16 protein-coding genes are annotated in these 15,403 nt (G+C 67.9%); 10 read left to right on the forward strand and 6 right to left on the reverse strand.

From position 1 onward, the window contains the following. The first annotated feature begins 22 nt into the window (after positions 1-22). Together F0U60_RS54155 and F0U60_RS54160 are read left to right on the forward strand one after the other, a co-directional pair. Positions 23-1,153: a Gfo/Idh/MocA family protein gene (locus tag F0U60_RS54155; RefSeq protein ID WP_395812383.1), complete on the forward strand. Its 1,131-nt coding sequence runs from the start codon at positions 23-25 to the stop codon at positions 1,151-1,153. Next, positions 1,150-2,070 carry a sugar phosphate isomerase/epimerase family protein gene (locus F0U60_RS54160; protein ID WP_395812385.1) on the forward strand — a complete coding sequence of 307 codons (921 nt, stop codon included), beginning with the start codon at positions 1,150-1,152 and terminating at the stop codon, positions 2,068-2,070. The genes F0U60_RS54155 and F0U60_RS54160 overlap by 4 nt, the downstream gene beginning before the upstream one ends. 46 nt (positions 2,071-2,116) lie before the next feature. Here the strand turns inward: F0U60_RS54160 and F0U60_RS54165 are convergent, their stop codons facing one another. Continuing rightward, positions 2,117-2,497 carry a phage holin family protein gene (locus tag F0U60_RS54165; protein ID WP_395812387.1) on the reverse strand — a complete coding sequence of 127 codons (381 nt, stop codon included), beginning with the start codon at positions 2,495-2,497 and terminating at the stop codon, positions 2,117-2,119. Between the two features lie 139 nt (positions 2,498-2,636). Between F0U60_RS54165 and F0U60_RS54170 the strand changes: the two genes are divergently transcribed. Further along, positions 2,637-3,146, forward strand: coding sequence for a DUF421 domain-containing protein (locus F0U60_RS54170; protein ID WP_395812389.1), 510 nt, complete (start codon positions 2,637-2,639; stop codon positions 3,144-3,146). A gap of 87 nt (positions 3,147-3,233) precedes the next feature. On the opposite strand, the gene F0U60_RS54175 is transcribed toward F0U60_RS54170, so the two are convergent. Further along, positions 3,234-3,632 carry a four-helix bundle copper-binding protein gene (locus F0U60_RS54175; protein WP_395812391.1) on the reverse strand — a complete coding sequence of 133 codons (399 nt, stop codon included), beginning with the start codon at positions 3,630-3,632 and terminating at the stop codon, positions 3,234-3,236. 190 nt (positions 3,633-3,822) lie between these two features. Between F0U60_RS54175 and F0U60_RS54180 the strand changes: the two genes are divergently transcribed. Next, the gene (locus tag F0U60_RS54180; RefSeq protein ID WP_395812393.1) at positions 3,823-4,371 is read left to right on the forward strand and encodes a hypothetical protein; all 549 of its coding nucleotides are present in this window, start codon (positions 3,823-3,825) and stop codon (positions 4,369-4,371) included. Positions 4,372-4,375: 4 nt separating this feature from the next. Here F0U60_RS54180 and F0U60_RS54185 read toward each other — a convergent pair whose 3' ends face one another. After that, positions 4,376-5,152 carry a DUF3226 domain-containing protein gene (locus tag F0U60_RS54185; RefSeq protein ID WP_395812395.1) on the reverse strand — a complete coding sequence of 259 codons (777 nt, stop codon included), beginning with the start codon at positions 5,150-5,152 and terminating at the stop codon, positions 4,376-4,378. 2 nt (positions 5,153-5,154) lie between these two features. After that, positions 5,155-6,309 carry an ATP/GTP-binding protein gene (locus F0U60_RS54190; RefSeq protein ID WP_395812397.1) on the reverse strand — a complete coding sequence of 385 codons (1,155 nt, stop codon included), beginning with the start codon at positions 6,307-6,309 and terminating at the stop codon, positions 5,155-5,157. Positions 6,310-6,631: 322 nt separating this feature from the next. Between F0U60_RS54190 and F0U60_RS54195 the strand changes: the two genes are divergently transcribed. Continuing rightward, on the forward strand, positions 6,632-8,158 hold the full coding sequence (locus F0U60_RS54195; RefSeq protein WP_395812399.1) for an ATPase domain-containing protein: 1,527 nt from the start codon (positions 6,632-6,634) through the stop codon (positions 8,156-8,158). Then, entirely contained in the window at positions 8,155-8,523 is a 369-nt protein-coding gene (locus tag F0U60_RS54200) for a response regulator (protein WP_395812401.1), read from the forward strand. Before F0U60_RS54195 ends, F0U60_RS54200 begins: the two co-directional genes overlap by 4 nt. A gap of 18 nt (positions 8,524-8,541) precedes the next feature. On the opposite strand, the gene F0U60_RS54205 is transcribed toward F0U60_RS54200, so the two are convergent. Continuing rightward, positions 8,542-9,471 (reverse strand): UbiA family prenyltransferase, encoded by a 930-nt coding sequence (locus F0U60_RS54205; RefSeq protein WP_395812403.1) that lies wholly within the window; start codon positions 9,469-9,471, stop codon positions 8,542-8,544. Between the two features lie 180 nt (positions 9,472-9,651). On the opposite strand from F0U60_RS54205, the gene F0U60_RS54210 reads away from it, so the two are divergent. The 3 genes from F0U60_RS54210 (at position 9,652) to F0U60_RS54220 (ending at position 13,686) form a co-directional block, all read left to right on the forward strand. Continuing rightward, positions 9,652-10,887, forward strand: a complete 1,236-nt coding sequence (locus F0U60_RS54210) for a cytochrome P450 (protein WP_395812405.1) — start codon at positions 9,652-9,654, stop codon at positions 10,885-10,887. 3 nt (positions 10,888-10,890) lie between these two features. Next, positions 10,891-12,873, forward strand: coding sequence for a pre-toxin TG domain-containing protein (locus tag F0U60_RS54215; protein ID WP_395812407.1), 1,983 nt, complete (start codon positions 10,891-10,893; stop codon positions 12,871-12,873). Positions 12,874-13,275: 402 nt separating this feature from the next. Further along, positions 13,276-13,686: a hypothetical protein gene (locus F0U60_RS54220; RefSeq protein ID WP_395812409.1), complete on the forward strand. Its 411-nt coding sequence runs from the start codon at positions 13,276-13,278 to the stop codon at positions 13,684-13,686. Between the two features lie 6 nt (positions 13,687-13,692). Here F0U60_RS54220 and F0U60_RS54225 read toward each other — a convergent pair whose 3' ends face one another. Then, positions 13,693-14,310, reverse strand: a complete 618-nt coding sequence (locus F0U60_RS54225) for a hypothetical protein (protein WP_395812411.1) — start codon at positions 14,308-14,310, stop codon at positions 13,693-13,695. Between the two features lie 63 nt (positions 14,311-14,373). On the opposite strand from F0U60_RS54225, the gene F0U60_RS54230 reads away from it, so the two are divergent. After that, positions 14,374-15,351: a hypothetical protein gene (locus F0U60_RS54230; RefSeq protein ID WP_395812413.1), complete on the forward strand. Its 978-nt coding sequence runs from the start codon at positions 14,374-14,376 to the stop codon at positions 15,349-15,351. The last annotated feature ends 52 nt before the right edge of the window (positions 15,352-15,403 follow it).

The raw sequence follows: 15,403 nt of genomic DNA on the forward strand, positions 1-15,403 counted from the left end.
AAGTCCCCCTACCATCCGGCGTATGTCCAAGCAGCTACGGGTAGCGATCGCGGGGACCGGGTTCATCGGGCGAGTGCACGCCCGGTCGGCCCGGCTGGCCGGAGCCCACCTCGTGGGAGTGGCGTCCTCAAGCCCAGAGTCGGCCCGGAAGGCGGCCCAGGAGCTGGGCGCTGAGCGGCACTTCGAGTCAGCCGAGGCGCTCGTCACCGCGCCGGACGTGGATGTCGTGCACATCTGCACGCCCAATGCGCTCCACGAGCCGTTGGCGCTCACGGCCTTGAAGGCGGGCAAGCACGTGGTGTGCGAGAAGCCCCTCGCCATGGGCCTCGCCGGCGCCCAACGCCTGCTCGACGCCGCTCGGACCCACGGCCGCGTGGCCACCGTGCCCTTCGTGTACCGCTTCTACCCGACCGTCCGCGAGGCCCGCACCCAGGTGCAGTCCGGCGCCACCGGGCCCCTCCGCCTCCTGCACGGAACCTATTTGCAGGACTGGCTGGCCTCGCCCGATGACTGGAACTGGCGGGTGGACCCCGAGCGCGGCGGCGACTCGCGCGCCTTCGCCGACATCGGCTCCCACTGGTGCGACCTGGTCGAGTTCGTCTCCGGCCATCGCATCACCCGCGTCTCCGCTCGGCTGTCCACGACGGTGGCCCAGCGGCTCGCCCGCCAGGCCATCAACGCGTTCGCCGCCGGCCAGGGCCCCGGGCGTCCCGTCACCGTCAGCACCGAGGACGTGGCGCTCGTGCACTTCGAGACGCACCTGGGCGCGGTGGGCTCGCTCGTCATCAGCCAGGTGTCCCCCGGCCGGAAGAACCGGCTGTGGTTCGAGCTGGATGGTGCCGACGCCGCCCTGGCCTTTGACCAGGAGCAGCCCGAGTCGCTGTGGGTTGGCCGCCGCTCCGGCCCGTCGCTCGTCCTGCGTGACCCGAGCCACCTGGCCGCGCCCGCCGCTCGCCTGTCGCCACTGCCCGCCGGCCATCCGCAGGGCTACCATGACTGCTTCGACCTGTTCGTCGCCGATACCTACGCCGCCATCGCGGGCGGTGAGCCCGACGGCCTCCCCCGTTTCGAGGACGGAGTCCGGGCCGCCCGCATCACCGACGCCGTCCTGGCGTCCGCTCGCACCCAGTCCTGGGTAGAGGTGCCCGCATGAAGCTCGGTTTCCTGACCGCGTGTCTGCCGCAGAGGTCCCTCGAGGACATCGTCACCTGGGCGAAGTCCAAGGGCTACGAGGCGCTGGAAGTGGCCGCCTGGCCCGCCCTCGGCAACCGGCCCTTCACCGCCACCCACCTCAAGGCCGAGTCCTTCGGCTCCGGTGACGTGGAGCGCGTCCAGACGCTGTTCCGTCAGCACGGCCTCACGCTGTCGTCGCTCGCCTACTACGACAACAACCTCCACCCGGACCCGGTCCTGCGGCGGGACATCAACCAGCACGTGCTGCGCTGCATCGACGCCGCTGGACTCCTGGGCTGCCCCACCGTGGGGACGTTCGTCGGGAGGGACCCCACCAAGTCGGTGAAGGAGAACCTCCGGGTGGCCGAGGAGGTGTTCAAGCCCATCGTCGACCGGGCCGGCGAGAAGGGCGTCAAGGTCATCATCGAGAACTGCGTGATGGAGGGCTGGCACCCGGATGGCTACCCGGGGAACCTGGCCTACTCCCCCGAGCTCTGGGAGTGGATGTTCTCCATCGGCCTGTACCTGAACTTCGACCCATCCCACCTGATGTGGATTGGCATCGACCCCGTGGAGGCCGTGCGGCCGTACCTGCACCGCATCCCCCACGCGCAGGCCAAGGACGTGCAGCTCTTCCCCGAGCGCCGCAACCGCTACGGCTTCTTCGGCAAGACGCGCGAGCGCGACAACCCCTGGGACGTGGGCTGGTGGCGCTACCGCGTCCCCGGGCTCGGGCAGGTGGACTGGGTGCGCCTCATCGACGCCATGTACGAGGGCGGCTTCGACGGCGTCCTCTCCGTCGAGCACGAGGACCCCGTCTGGGGTGGCACCGAGGACAAGGTGAAGACGGGCCTGGAGATCGCCCATCGCACCCTCCGTCCGCTGCTCGTGCGCTGAGCGCTGTCGCTGAGCGCTAGCTGAGCGCTATCGGGAAGGGGGTGGCTCAGCTCAGGTTCTCCTTGAGCACCGCCGCCCCCTCCTTCAGCGCCTGTTTCGTCTGGGACAGCGGCTCCTCCGGCAGCGCCCGCAGCCCCACCAGCCCCAGCGCCACCGAGCCTCCGAGCAACCCCAGTCCCGCCAGCAGCACACCCCGCACCGGGTTCCTCGGCATCGCCATCGCCGCCGCCAGCACCAGCGCGCTCAAGCCTGTCATCCCCATCCACGCGCTCGCCCCGAGCAGCAGGCTGCCCTTCCCCACGTCGCGCGCGTCCTGCTTCATCTCCCCCCGCGCCCGCGTCAGGCCCGCCCGCGCCACCCGCCGGCCCTGCACCATCAGCTCCGACAGGATGGAGCTGCTCGCTCCCCGCTCGTTCCGCTCGTCCATGCTCGCCTCCGTGCGCTCCTCACCGTAGGAACGCCCGCGCGCTCCTGGCCACCCGGGGAACGCCCGTGCCCGCCCGGCAGCCCGGCAGAGGTGGCGGCGAGTGGATGCCAGGGGGCGCTCGCATGGGCAGCTTCCCTCCATGAAACCCATCGACTGGCACGCCATGTGGGTTCCGGAGATGAACCCCCTGGAGGTCATCCTCCGCGTCTCCCTGGTGTTCCTCTTCTCCCAGCTCGTCCTGCGGCTGCTCGGGCGCAAGGAGCTGGGGCGCTACTCCACCTTCGACCTGGCGCTCATCTTCCTCCTCACCGTGTGTCTGCGCAGGACGCTCGTGGGCGACGACGACAGCCTCACCACGGGCTTCATCGCCCTGTCCACGCTGGGCGCCTGGGACCGGCTCTTCTCCTGGTTGTCCTTCCGGGACCGCCACGCCGCTCGCCTCCTGGAGGGCCGCCCACTCGAGCTGGTTCACGAGGGCGAGCTGGTCCACGACAACCTGCGCAAGACGCACATCTCCCAGAAGGAGCTGCTCAGCCAACTGCGCGGCCAGGGCCGGGATGACCTGCGCACCGTGCGCAAGGCCTTCCTCGAGCCCAACGGTCGCATCACCTTCCTCTTCCGCGAGAGCGAGGGCGCCTCGTCACACTGAAGGCGTCCCCTCCGGGCGCAAGGTTCCGCGACTTGTCCGACTGTTGGACAGGTCGGCGCCAGGTGCGTCCGGAGGCCAGCGGAGGACTCAGGCCATCGCGCTCATCTTCCGGCAGGACTCCGCGCAGCGTCGGCACGCCTCGGCGCACGCCTTCATCACCGCGTCATCCCCCATCTTCTCGCACTCGGTCGCGCACCGGTCACACACCTCGGCGCAGACGCCACAGGTGCGGGTGTGCAGCGGCGAGCCGCGCAGCATGAAGTCCGCGCTCGTCTTGCAGATCTGCACACAGTCCTGGAGCAGGCGGATGTGGTCGGACGCCGCGTGCCGGCCCCCCTTCTGGAGGCAGTACGTCACCGTCTGCAAACACACCGCCGAGCACGACAAACAATTGTTGATGCAGCCCTTCATCTCCTCCGTGAGCTGGCCCGTGTCGGTGGGAAGAAAGGGCTGGAGCACGCCTCGCTGCGTCTCTACCTGTGCCATGGTGGCTCTCCTCTCGAGGGGTTCCAGGTCAACCTGGGCATCTCGCTGGAGGCATGGACGTTGGAGCGCACGGAGCCCTCGCCCCACCCGCCCTGGTACGAGCAGGAAGGGGGGCCGGATATGTCAGCCACAAGAAACGTCGCGCGCGTTCTCCCAGGCGGCCCCTCGGGCTGGAGGTATGGCAAGGCGGATGATGCTCTCGAAACGGCTCTTCCCCCTCGCCCTCTGCGTGCTCGCGGCCGGCGGGTGCGCGCGCCAGGGTGTAGAGGCGACGCGTCCCTCGACGTCCTCGCTCACCCGGTGCACCAACCCCGCGGGCCAGTACGCGATTGCCCATCCCTCCGCGTGGAAGACGAACACCGGCAATGGCGTGGAGCCCTGCCGCTTCTTCCACCCCACGCCCTTCGAGGTGCAGGCCGGCACCGAGGAGCCCCTCGTGGCCGTCTCCGTGAAGCGCGAGCCCGTGCCGCTCGAGACGTTCGTCGAGGGAAGCACCGGCTCCAGCGCCGAGGTCCTCCTCCAGGAGCGGCTCACCCTCGCTGGCCACCCCGCCGTGCGCCTGGAGCTGCGCGCCACCGCGGACTCCCCGCTGCTCCCCCCGGGCACTCGCGAGTACCTCTACGCCGTCGGCGATGGGGACACCGTCGTCCGAGCCAGCACCCTCGCGGTGCGCGGGCTCGACTACGAGGCCAACAAGGCCGTCCTCGACGAGATGGTGCGAACGCTCGAGCTGCGCTGAGCCCTCAAGGAAGCATCAAGAGAACCCGGAGGAACTCCCTCAGGGCTGCGATGCGTGGTAGCTCCAGCGCCGCGCCCTCCAACCACCGGTTGTCCTGGATGGACACCTGGATGGCCTTTCCCGGCCTCAAGATGCCCGCCATACAGGCCACCATGGCCTTGTGTGCCCCGGCGGGCTTGTTGAAGTCCTTCAAGTCATCGGGAGTCAGCGAATACGCGCCCGTCTGCACCCTGGACACCAACGCGCGAACATCCGAGAGGAGGGCCGGATAGGGAATGTCCGCGCATTCCAACAGCAGAGACTCCAGGGTCCCGGGATTCACGTTGTCCGGCAGGACGAAGATTCCACACCGGGGAGAGGCGGTGGACACCTGCCCAGGCTGCTCGGGCACGACGAGGTTCACTTTGGCCTGCAATGCCTGGCGGACCTCGCCGAAACGCTCCACCGGTGGCTTGTCCCGATCGGCATCCAGCAATACTCCGACAGCATCTGGAGGAGCGACGAGGGCGGCTTGAAGTGTCTCTTCCACCCGGTTCGCAATCTCCGAGTCACCGCCGGAGGCATGCACCGCGACCGAGACTGTATCGGACACGAAGAACGTCGGCACCGGGACACGCCGGCTCAGGTCTCCGCCATAGGGGAATTTCGTGGGGACCAGTGGCCTCCAGTATGGGTCCAAGCGTGACTCGTTGTTCTCACGCTTGAAGCGATGAGGCTTCAGCAGGCGCCCGACGAATTCGACATCGTGAGGGCCCTCGACCACGAGATAGGCATACCGCATGCTCACCTCACGTCGAGCCCGCGCTCGTAACGCATGCGCTTGAGCAGATCCTCGCCAAAGCGCCGGGCCGACGTACGACCCTCTCCACGTTCCAGCCGGAAGCCGACGATGTCCTCTTCCCGGGTGTCATCAGCGCCGAGGATGGCATCCACCACCTCCAGGCTGTGGGTCGTGGCGAAGAGCTGGACGTCATGTTGCTTGCAGGCCTCGAGCATCCAACGGAACACCTTGCCGAGCGCCGAGACGTGGATGGCCGTCTCCAGCTCGTCGATCAAGAGCACACCGCCCTTGACCTGCGGCAGAACGAGCGCCAGGAGGAGCGTGCGGCGAATCCCATCTCCGAACATGCTCAAGGGGATGAGCCCAGCGGCCGTGTCCCTCACATACAAGACCGCCTCGCCGCTGGGTGCCAGAACCTCCAGGCCGTCGATGCGTGGGTCGATGGCCTTCAGGAGCACGCGAACGGACTCCTCGAGCCCGCTCAGGCGCAGTTCGGAGAAGCTCCTGACCGACAAGGACCCCAGCCAATGGTCTGGAGGACTCACGAGCCTGACAGGCACACGCCAGTACGCGGCATCCGCGCCGCCCAGTGGCGACACCTCTCCATCATCCCAGAGGGTGAAAGAATAATTGCGGGACTCCGCATCCCTCGTCCCGATGCGAATCTGGAGCCTGGCCCCGTGGCGATCCCCGGCCGGCTCCAGCTCCTGCTCTCCCACGCCAACCCCCAGCCGCATGACGCGTCGGGACTCCACTCGTCTGGACTGAATCCCCGTCAATCCGAGATAACTCGCCTGAACGCTGCGAACGGAAATCTTCCCGGTTGCCGCCAACTTTATGGGGTTCTCACCCAGCTTGTGGGTACCCGGAGCCGGATGTTGTGGAAACAACCACCTCGTGACCTCCGAAACCGAAAAGGGGTCCGAGAGGGACATCAGGGGATCGCGCCCATGTGCCACGTGAACCCACTGCATTGGATCCAGCGGATTGCAGTAGAGCGACAGGGCCTCCAACACCGACGTCTTGCCCGAATCATTGCCGCCCACGAGCAGATTCACCCGCCCGAGTCCCGCCAGTTCCACATCCTGGAGACCTCGCAAGCGTTGAATCGTCAACGTGTCGAACGGCAGGGCCATCGCGCTCTCCAGCTCCCTCATCTGGGAGGCTCATCCAAGCGCCGCCAGCACGAGGGCGCTCATACGTCCCGCCGAGCATATACACGCTTACATCGGACGGTGCCCCGACTTCCGTGCGCCTGTCCGGCACCAGCACCACAGCGTGCCCCTCAGCCCAACGAGGGCAGCCGCCCCATGTACGCCTCGGAAGTGGGTAGTGACACGGCCCCCCGTGGACCTGGCGACCAGCCGAGCGGTGGGCCGGTAGGGGATAGAGTCCTGAGTTCCTCCTGCCCCGCCCATATTGCTCGGAGGTCATGGGCGAGCTCCCGGACATGGGGGCTCCCAGGAGGAATCATCCACGGTGGGAAACACGACTGGAGAGAAGGGCGTCCGCCTGACAACGGGCGTGGTCGGGCTGGATGCGGTGCTCCACGGCGGGCTGTTGCGAGGTGCCATCTACCTCGTCACGGGCGGACCGGGCACGGGCAAGACAGTCCTCTGCTCCCAGCTGGCCTTCCACCGCGCCATCGCGGGCGAGAACATCCTCTATGTTACCTCCTTCTCCGAATCCCACGGTCGATTGCTGTCCAACCTCGAGGGCTTCTCCTTCTTCGACCGCTCGCTCATCCAGAGCCGCATCACCCTGCTGAGCGGGGTGTCAGCACTCGAGGAGGGCGGGCTCGAGCGGTTCCACTCCATGCTCAGCCAGGCCGTGCGCACCCACCGCCCCTCCCTGCTCATCATCGATTCGATGACGGCCATCTCCGAGCTGGCCCCGTCGCCCTTCGCCTACCGCAAGTTCCTGCGGGAGCTCGGCGCCCTCTTCACCCTCCTGGGCTGCACGGCGCTGCTCATCTCCTCCAAGCAACAAGGCATAGGGAGCTTCGAGGAGTTCATCGCCGACGGCATCCTCGAGCTCGACCAGCGCGCGGTGGGCATGCGGCAGGCGCGCGAGCTGGTGGTCCACAAGTACCGGGGCAGCGCACACCTGAGCGGCCGGCACCTCTTTGACATCACCACCTCGGGCCTCACCGTCCACCCGCGCCGCGAGTCGCTCCCGCTCACGAAGGAGCAGCTCCCCCCCGTCCCCTTGCACAAGAGTCGCTTCGGCATCCCCGCCCTCGACGACATGCTGGAGGGAGGTGTGCCCCCGGCCACCGTGACGGCGCTGATGGGACCGCCCGGCAGTGGGAAGACGCTGCTCGGACTGCACCTGCTGGAAGAGGGGCTGAGGGCCGGGCAGAACTGTCTCTACTTCGGCTTCTACGAAACACCTCACCGGCTCATCTCCAAGGCCGAGGGCGTGGGCCTGCGACTGCGCCAGCACGTCGAGGCCGGCCGGCTGGAGGTGCAGTGGCATGAGCCCACGGAGCAGTTCCTCGACGTACTCGCCGAGCAGCTCCTGGAGGCAATCCGTCGCCAGCAGGTCCAGCGGCTGTTCATCGACGGTGCCAACGGACTGCGGCAGGCCGTGGCGCACCCCGAGCGCTTCACCACCTTCTTCGCCGCGCTCAGCAACGAGCTGCGCGCGCTGGGGGTGACCACCGCCCTCACCCTGGAGACGTCCATGGGAGGGCTCGAGCGCGGCATTCCCCCCGTGAGCCTGTCCGCGTCCGTGGAGAACATCCTCTTCGTCCGTTATGTGGAGCTCCGCTCGCAGTTCCACCGCCTCATTTCCATCCTCAAGGTGCGCGAGAGCGGCTATGACCCGTCCATCCGCGAGTTCCACATCTCCGCACGGGGTCTCGAAGTGGCGAGGACGTTCGAGAGCGCCGAGGCAGTGCTCGACCAGATGACCCAGTGGAAGGAGGGAGCCTCCGCGCGCGGCTCCAGCCCGCCACGCCCGCCCCAGCGACCTCCCTCGGAAGGCTCCGGAGAAGACGTATGAGTCACGTGCTCATCGTCGACGACGAGCCGGATATCGCGAATGTGCTGGCGGAAATCCTCAGCGACGAGGGTTTCGACGTGCGCGTCGTGCACGACGGCCGGCAGGCCCTGGCCGCCATGGCGGAGAAGCTCCCGGACCTGCTCATCACCGACCTGATGATGCCCCGGATGGACGGGCACGCGCTCATTCGCGAGGTGCGTGGCAACGAGGCCTTCCGGCACATCCCCATCGTGGTGATGAGCGCCGGCATCCTCGACAAGAGCCTCCTCACGCCGGACCTCCGCTTCGTGCCCAAGCCCTTTGAAATCGAGCAGATGCTCGAGGCCGTCTCCAAGCTGCTGCGCGAACGGGACCGCACCCGCTGAGGTGCGCCTCCCGGGGCCTCAGAGCAGGATGAAGGTGCTCAGCAGCGCCAGGCAGTACCAGTAGGTGAACAGCAGGTACGTGCGGTGGTCCGCGGCCGGCGTCCGCCAGCCCACCACGCGCGCGGCGATGACCCAGCTCAGCAGCGCCAGGCCCGCGTCGAACGCCACCACCGCCGGCGTCAGCCCCAGCGGCATCATCAGCACCTGGTGGATGACCGCCGGCAGCAGCCCGAAGAGCCCCGCCAGCACGTAGCGCGTCCGCTGCTCCCCGAACACGAGGGGGAACGTCTTGCGCCCGCTTGCCCTGTCCCCCTCCAAGTCCCGCAAGTCTTGGAGTGACACGAGGCAGAACACCACGCACGCGAGCACGCCAATCCACCGCCACACCGCCGGCGTCAGCGGCGCCGCCAGCTCCCACGCCGCCGCGAGCTGCGACACCACCCCCACCGCGATGGACAGGTTCTTCGCCCACCACCGCCGCGCCCCTCCGCCCTCGTTGTGCAGCACGGTGATGAGCAGCCACAAGAGCGCCCACCGCCACACGCCGAACCCCCACCCCACCAGCGCGAAAAGCCCCGCGCACGCCACCAACCGCCAGCGCGTCCCGCGCACCGACGCCTCTCCGCTCACCAGCGGCCGGTGCGGCTTGTTCAGCCTGTCCTCCTCCAGCCCCACCAGTTGATTAGACAGACAGAACACATAGGCGAACAGCCAGAAGTACAGCGCGCCCTGGCCCAACGTGCCGAGCAGCTCGCCCACCGGCAGCCGCGCATGCGCGCACGCCGCGCCGAGGAACAGCATCGCCGGCACCACCGCGGACGTGGAATCCCCCCCGGTGAACCTCCAGCTCAGCTTGAGCTCCCGCAGAACGAGCCGTGGCCAGGCCCCTGCCTCTCCGGAGTGCGCCCCTTCCAGCGAGGACCCCATCATCCCTCTGGGCTGCATCATCACCACCCCCCGGCCCGCTCCATGCGCGCCAAGCTCAAATCCTAACGCCAACCGGTGACAACGGAACTTCCCGATTGCTCGGAATCGCTCATGGAATGCAGCCGTGCAGAGACTTTACAGGCATTTTGTGCCAGCCCACGAAACGCGTCCTGCCTCACCGGAAACTGACACAATGGCGCCATGTCCCCCTCCCAGCTCGGACTTGAGTTCACCCCGCTCGAGCCCCACTTCCTGAAGGATCCGTTCCCCTTCTACGCACGGCTGCGCCGCGAGGCGCCCGTCACCTTCGCCCCCGCCTTCCACCTGTGGCTCGTCAGCCGCTACGCGGACGTGGTGACCGTCCTCAAGGACGCGCGCACCTTCAGCTCGCGCGACACGCTCCGCCCTCCCGTGGCGCTGCCTCGCGAGGTGATGGCCCTCCTCGAGCCCGCCGGCTACACGTCCGACTACCCCCTGCTCGGAGATGATCCGCCCGCCCATACGCGCCTGCGGGCCCTGGTGGGCAAGGCCTTCAACCAGGCGCGCGTGAATGCCCTCGAGCCGCGCATCCGGCAGCTCGTGAGCGACCACCTCGACACGCTCCTGGGCGGAGAGCCCCGCGCCGAGCTCATCTCCGAGCTGATCTCCCCCCTGTCCATGTCCGTCATGACGGAGCTGCTCGGCCTGCCCGCCTCGAGCGCCGAGCGCATCAAGCAGTGGTGCGATGACGAGAAGCTCTTCTTCGTGCCCATTCCCCTGGAGCAGCACCTGCGCGCCGCCCGCGGCGTGGCCGACTTCCGCCGCTACCTGCGCGAGCTCGTCGAGGATCGCCGCAAGTCGCCTCGCGATGACCTCATCTCCTCCCTGCTCCAGGCACGCACCGAGGGAGACAGACCGCTGGACACGGATGAGCTCGTGGCGCTCACGTGCGTGCTCGTGTTCGCCGGCCACGAGACGTCCACCAACCTGATAGCCACCGCGCTCCACCACCTGCTGCGCCACCCCGGCGTCTGGGGCGAGCTGCGCAAGGACACGTACCTGGTGCGCAACGCCATCGAGGAGACGCTGCGCTACGACTCGCCCGTGGTGGGCATGATGCGCACGACCACGGCGCCCGTGCAGCTCGGAGGCACCGCGCTGCCCGAGGGCGCACGCTTGTTTCTGCTCTTCGCCTCGGGCAACCGGGACGAGTCCGTCTTCGAGCAGGGCGAGCGCTTCGACATCCACCGCGCCAGCGCCGTGCGGCACCTGGGCTTTGGCCACGGCATCCACTACTGCGTGGGCGCGTCGCTCGGGAGGCTCGAGGCGCAGCTCACCCTGGAGGCCCTGCTGGAGCGCCTGCCCGGGATGCGGCTCGCGCCCGGCGAGGCCGTCTCCCACCTGCCCAACCTCGTGCACCGCGTGCCCCGCCATCTCCTGGTGGAGTGGGACGCGTAGACGGTGAGGACACCGGCAGGCCTCTCCGTGTGGCTGCTGGTGGCCGCCGTCACGGGATGCCGGAGCGACGGGGACAGCGGCTCGCGACCGGCGCTCGCGCTGGAGTCACCGCGAGAGGCGGGCCTGGGCTCGCCGCCCTCGGCACGACCTGGGGAACTGGAGGGCACGCGGGAGGTACTCGCCCAGGCGTGGGCGGCGGCGCGCAGGCTGAGGCACAAGGGCGCGTGGCTGGCGCTGGCGTTGCGCGTGGAGGACGGACGGGTGCGGCTGCTCGGCCTCCGTCAGCATGAGGGGACGGGCGCAGAGGTCGAAGCCGTCGGCGCGGAGCACTTCCGCCAGTTGCTGGAGTGGGCGCTGTACCGGTACGTGAGAGGCCAGCGGGGCGAGGTGGTGCTGACACTGCGGCGCGGTGAGGGCATGTGGCGCGAGGAGGTGGAGTCCACGGGTCCAGCGCTCTCGGCCGCGTTGCCCCAGGCCCCCTATGAAGTCTTCCTGCGCCACCAGCGGGAGATGCTGCGGACCCCCGGCGTGTCCGAGGCGGCGCGCCGGGAGGGGGAGTGGGCGCTGAAGAAGCTGGAAGCGTGGGTGCTGCTGCAACCGGAAGCGGCGCTGGAGAGGGCTCCCTCACCCCTGGCGCGGTATGTGGAGCTGCTGGAGGAGGAGCGGCAGCACGAGGTGCGCTGGCGGGCCGTGCAGCGCAAGCTGGCGGAGTACGAGGCCTGGGGCCGCAAGTTGCTGGAGACACACCTGGCACCTCCGCACCGAGTGGCGCCGGGATACCTGCTCACGGAGTCGCCCCTTCGCGAGCAGTCGCTGCGAGCGCTGGGCAACGCCACGCTCGCCTGGGCGTATGCCCATACGGAGGATCCAGACTTCTTGAAGCGCACGCCCGAGGAGGTAGCGCTCTACCTGCTCGCGAGCCGCTCCGCCCTGGCCAGCGCGGTGCAACTGGGCCGACTGGCGCCCGTGCACCTGGACTACAGCGAAGCCCTGGACCCGGAGGTGTACACCCCCGAGGAGCTGGTGCTGGAGCTGCTGGTGGGCCTGACACCCGGCGTGGGCGAGGTGACGGACGCGCGGGCCGCGGTGACCGGCCAGAGCGTCACCGGCCATTCGCTCACGCGCACCGAGCGCGTGGTGTGCGCGCTGGGCGTGCTGCTGCCCTTCGTCACGGGTGCCGTGCTGATGAAGGGTGGAGAGGAGGGCGCCGAGCGGCTGGCGCTGCTCACGGGCCGGGGATTGAACGAGGTGGAGGTGCTCTCGCGCGTGGCCTCACACCTGTCCCCCCGGGACGCGAAGGAGATTGAGCGCTTGATGATGGCGGCCTCCCGAGGCCACAGCTTCACCGAGGAGGAGCTGCAATTCCTCAACCGGGTGGCGCATGGGCTGGAGGCGCCGCTGCGCGAGGCCGCTGGAGCGCTGCGGGCCGGCCAGACGGTGCCGCTGCTGGGCGTGCGGACATTGCCGGATGGCAGCCGGCTGCTGCCCGGTACACGGGCGCACAAGGCGCAGCGCTGGGTGGACTACCAGTTCCGCCATCCGGAGAAATACCCGCGATTCTCCTTCCAGCCGGATGCGGACTGGGAGCGCATGTATGAAACCATTCTCAAGAACCGGCCTGCGGGCAACGCCTTCGAGGACACCATCCTTCAGAAACACAAGTATGAGCGGAACAGCGCCATGATGATGCCGCCGCCGGGCAACAACAAACGGGGCTTCATCCCCGACTCGGTGAAGGGCAATCCGACGGAGCTGGTATGGGGCCAGCCCTACGCCTTCGTCGAGGCCAAGGCACGCAAGGAGCTGTCCGTCACCGGCAACCTCGAAGCCATGCTCGATTATGTGCAAAAGTACGGCGGGCATATCGAACTGTGGGTCCGATCCGCCAGTCATCCCGACGGCCCCACACGTCTCTCAAGACCACTCATGGGCCGATTGAGCGACCTCGAAGGTCTTGGCAGGGCAAGCTTGCAGCACCATCCTTGATGCAACAATATTCGACTTCCTAAATCCACGATGGGTATGCCCGCCAAATACATCAATACGCGAATAGGACTTCCGCCGGGCCACCTCTCGGGCGAACTTGTGAGGGAATTTCTGGATATCGTCCTTCGCAGGTATCAGTGGTTCAAGGCCAGACGCTATGGCTCTGCCTCTCTAGCCGAACCGATCGACCCGGAACGTCTCGACCTCAATCCACTGGTCGCCTATTTCGAGGAGCACCGCAGCCTGTGCGTCGCGGCCAGAACAGACCGGGATTTCATCTGGTTCTCGCCCACGCTCCCGGGCTCTTCGCCCTACGCAGGTGCCATCTCATGGGCGACGTCCGCCAGTTCCCCCTCGAAATCCTCCTGGCGCACGGCCCATACCCAACAGCTCGCCGAGCTCATGCGTCTCGTCCAATCGCCCCTGGCGCAAACCGGACTGGAGGAAGATCTCGAGCGTAAGACACGGCGTTGGGTACGTGCGGAGGTCGGAGAGAGGCGCGTCATCACCGTGCGCGATTACAGCGAGGGATTGGCGGGCCTCGTCTGGCGCAACTTCTTCGGGCCTCCCTTCCTCCGCATGTTCGGCGAGCGCCTCGACGCTCTTCCCTCAGACTGTCTTCAACGACTCGGCGAGGACCTCGTCCTCGTCCAGCCCTACCCGCTGCCCACCGAGGCCGGCACCGAGGCCGGCATCGCCCGCGAACGCGAGCTCATCTCCTTGCTCGGCCCTGAGTGCTTCTACGACCACTCCCTCCACACCCTCCCCACCCGCCGCCCCTTCCTCGACACCCTCGGGCATTCCCTCCATTGAAACGGCTCAGCGCACGATGAAGTCGAACCGCTCCACGGCCGCCTTGAACTCCTCCAGCGTCGCCCCCGAGCGCTTCGCCTCCGCCGGCGCGTAGAACGACAGTGCGACCGTCGTGGGCAGTTCCTTGAGCGGCCCCTCGAGAATGACCGGGGTGAAGTCCCCCGGCCACGGCACGCTCAGCAGCTCCGGCCCATACTTGAGCGGGTCCACGATGGTGAAGCACGGCCACTTCGGCAAGCGAACCGTTCCCATGTCGCAGCCGTGAAATCGACACAGATCCAGCCGGGCCTCGGAGAAGTCGCAGTCCTCCACGCCTCCGAGCTGCCAGTTGTCCATGTGCCCACGACGGTGCCCAAACTCGTTGCCGCTGAACCGGCCCTTGAAACGGCAGCCCTTCAACCCCATCGTTGTCCAGCGGGCGTCAACGAACTCACGCTTCGCATGGATGGAGCAGTCGATCAGCCGTCCCGACACGAGGCTCAGCCAGCGTCCCGGAACACCGATGACGACTGTGCACCGTCGTAATGTGATGTTCGGCCCGAGCCAGTAGATGGCGGTGCTATCCGTCAGCTCCAGCCGCTCCCCCTCTAATTCTCGATTCTCGTAATGGATGTTCGGACTCACTCGGACTCCCGATTTAAAACAATCCTACGCAACCCCCTGCGCTCTGGGCCTACTCTCCTGGAGATGACGACGCCCAAACCCGTGGTCCTCTGGACCTACGCCCCTCTTGAGGAGCGCTCCGACTCCGGGCCCTCCCCCGCTCCGCCCACGCGCTACCTCCCTCGCGAGCTGCTCCCCGACCCTCGCCAGGAGCTGCACCTCGAGGACGAGGGCGTTGAGTTCGGCCCCGGCGATGACGTGCGCTACCCCCCTCTTCCCGAGCGTCTTCAACGCCTCTCCTCCTGCGCCAAGGAGGGCCCCAGCTTCCAGGCCGAACGCTGCCTCGCACACCTCGCCGCCCTCGACAGAGCCGCCGCCGTGGAGATCGCCCGCGAGTGGAGTCAGACCGAGCTCCCAGAAGCGGCCCAGCCCCTCGTTACCGCCCTCCTCGCCTTCCCCTCTCCTGGCGCCCTGGAGTCATACCTGGACAGCCTCGGCTTGACGGATCAGCTCTCCCTGGACCTGGCTGAAACCGAGGAGCGCCCTGTCTCCCTCCAGGAGCTGCTCCTCCACCGCGGCCGCGCGCACGTCTTCTCCCTTCTTCGCGAAGAGGAGTCTGTTCGCCTCGACTCGCTGCTTCGGGAGCTCGCCTCGCTCGCTCCCGGCGTCCTCGACGGCCTTGTCTTTGAGCTGATTCCTCCGGACCTCGATGCCGAGGACGACGAGGAGGATGACTTCCGCGAAGACCCGCCCGCCGAGCGCCTCGTCGCCCGCGGTGCCGGCAAGCGCTACGAGGCCTCCTCCCGGGGTGAGTTCGCCCTCGACGAGGATGACTTCATTGACGCCGTGGCCGTGCTCGACTTCCTGAATGCCCTGGCTCGCGCTCGCGGCAGTGACGTGCGCTGGGTGCTCTTTGACACGGATGGAGAGGCCTGTGTCGCCGCCGCGGGACCGGCTCCTGCACTCGAGGCACTTCAGGCCCGGGGTCTTATTCCTGCGACTTCTCCCGAGCGGATCCGCTCTCTTGAAGCTCGGTACGGCGGCACGCCCCACGGAGACTGAGTGCGTCACATTGCTCGAGAGTTCACGTGGGGTGACGCGGGGTGGGGAACAC

The organism is Archangium minus (assembly GCF_044360475.1).
GTDB classification, from domain to species: domain Bacteria; phylum Myxococcota; class Myxococcia; order Myxococcales; family Myxococcaceae; genus Archangium; species Archangium minus.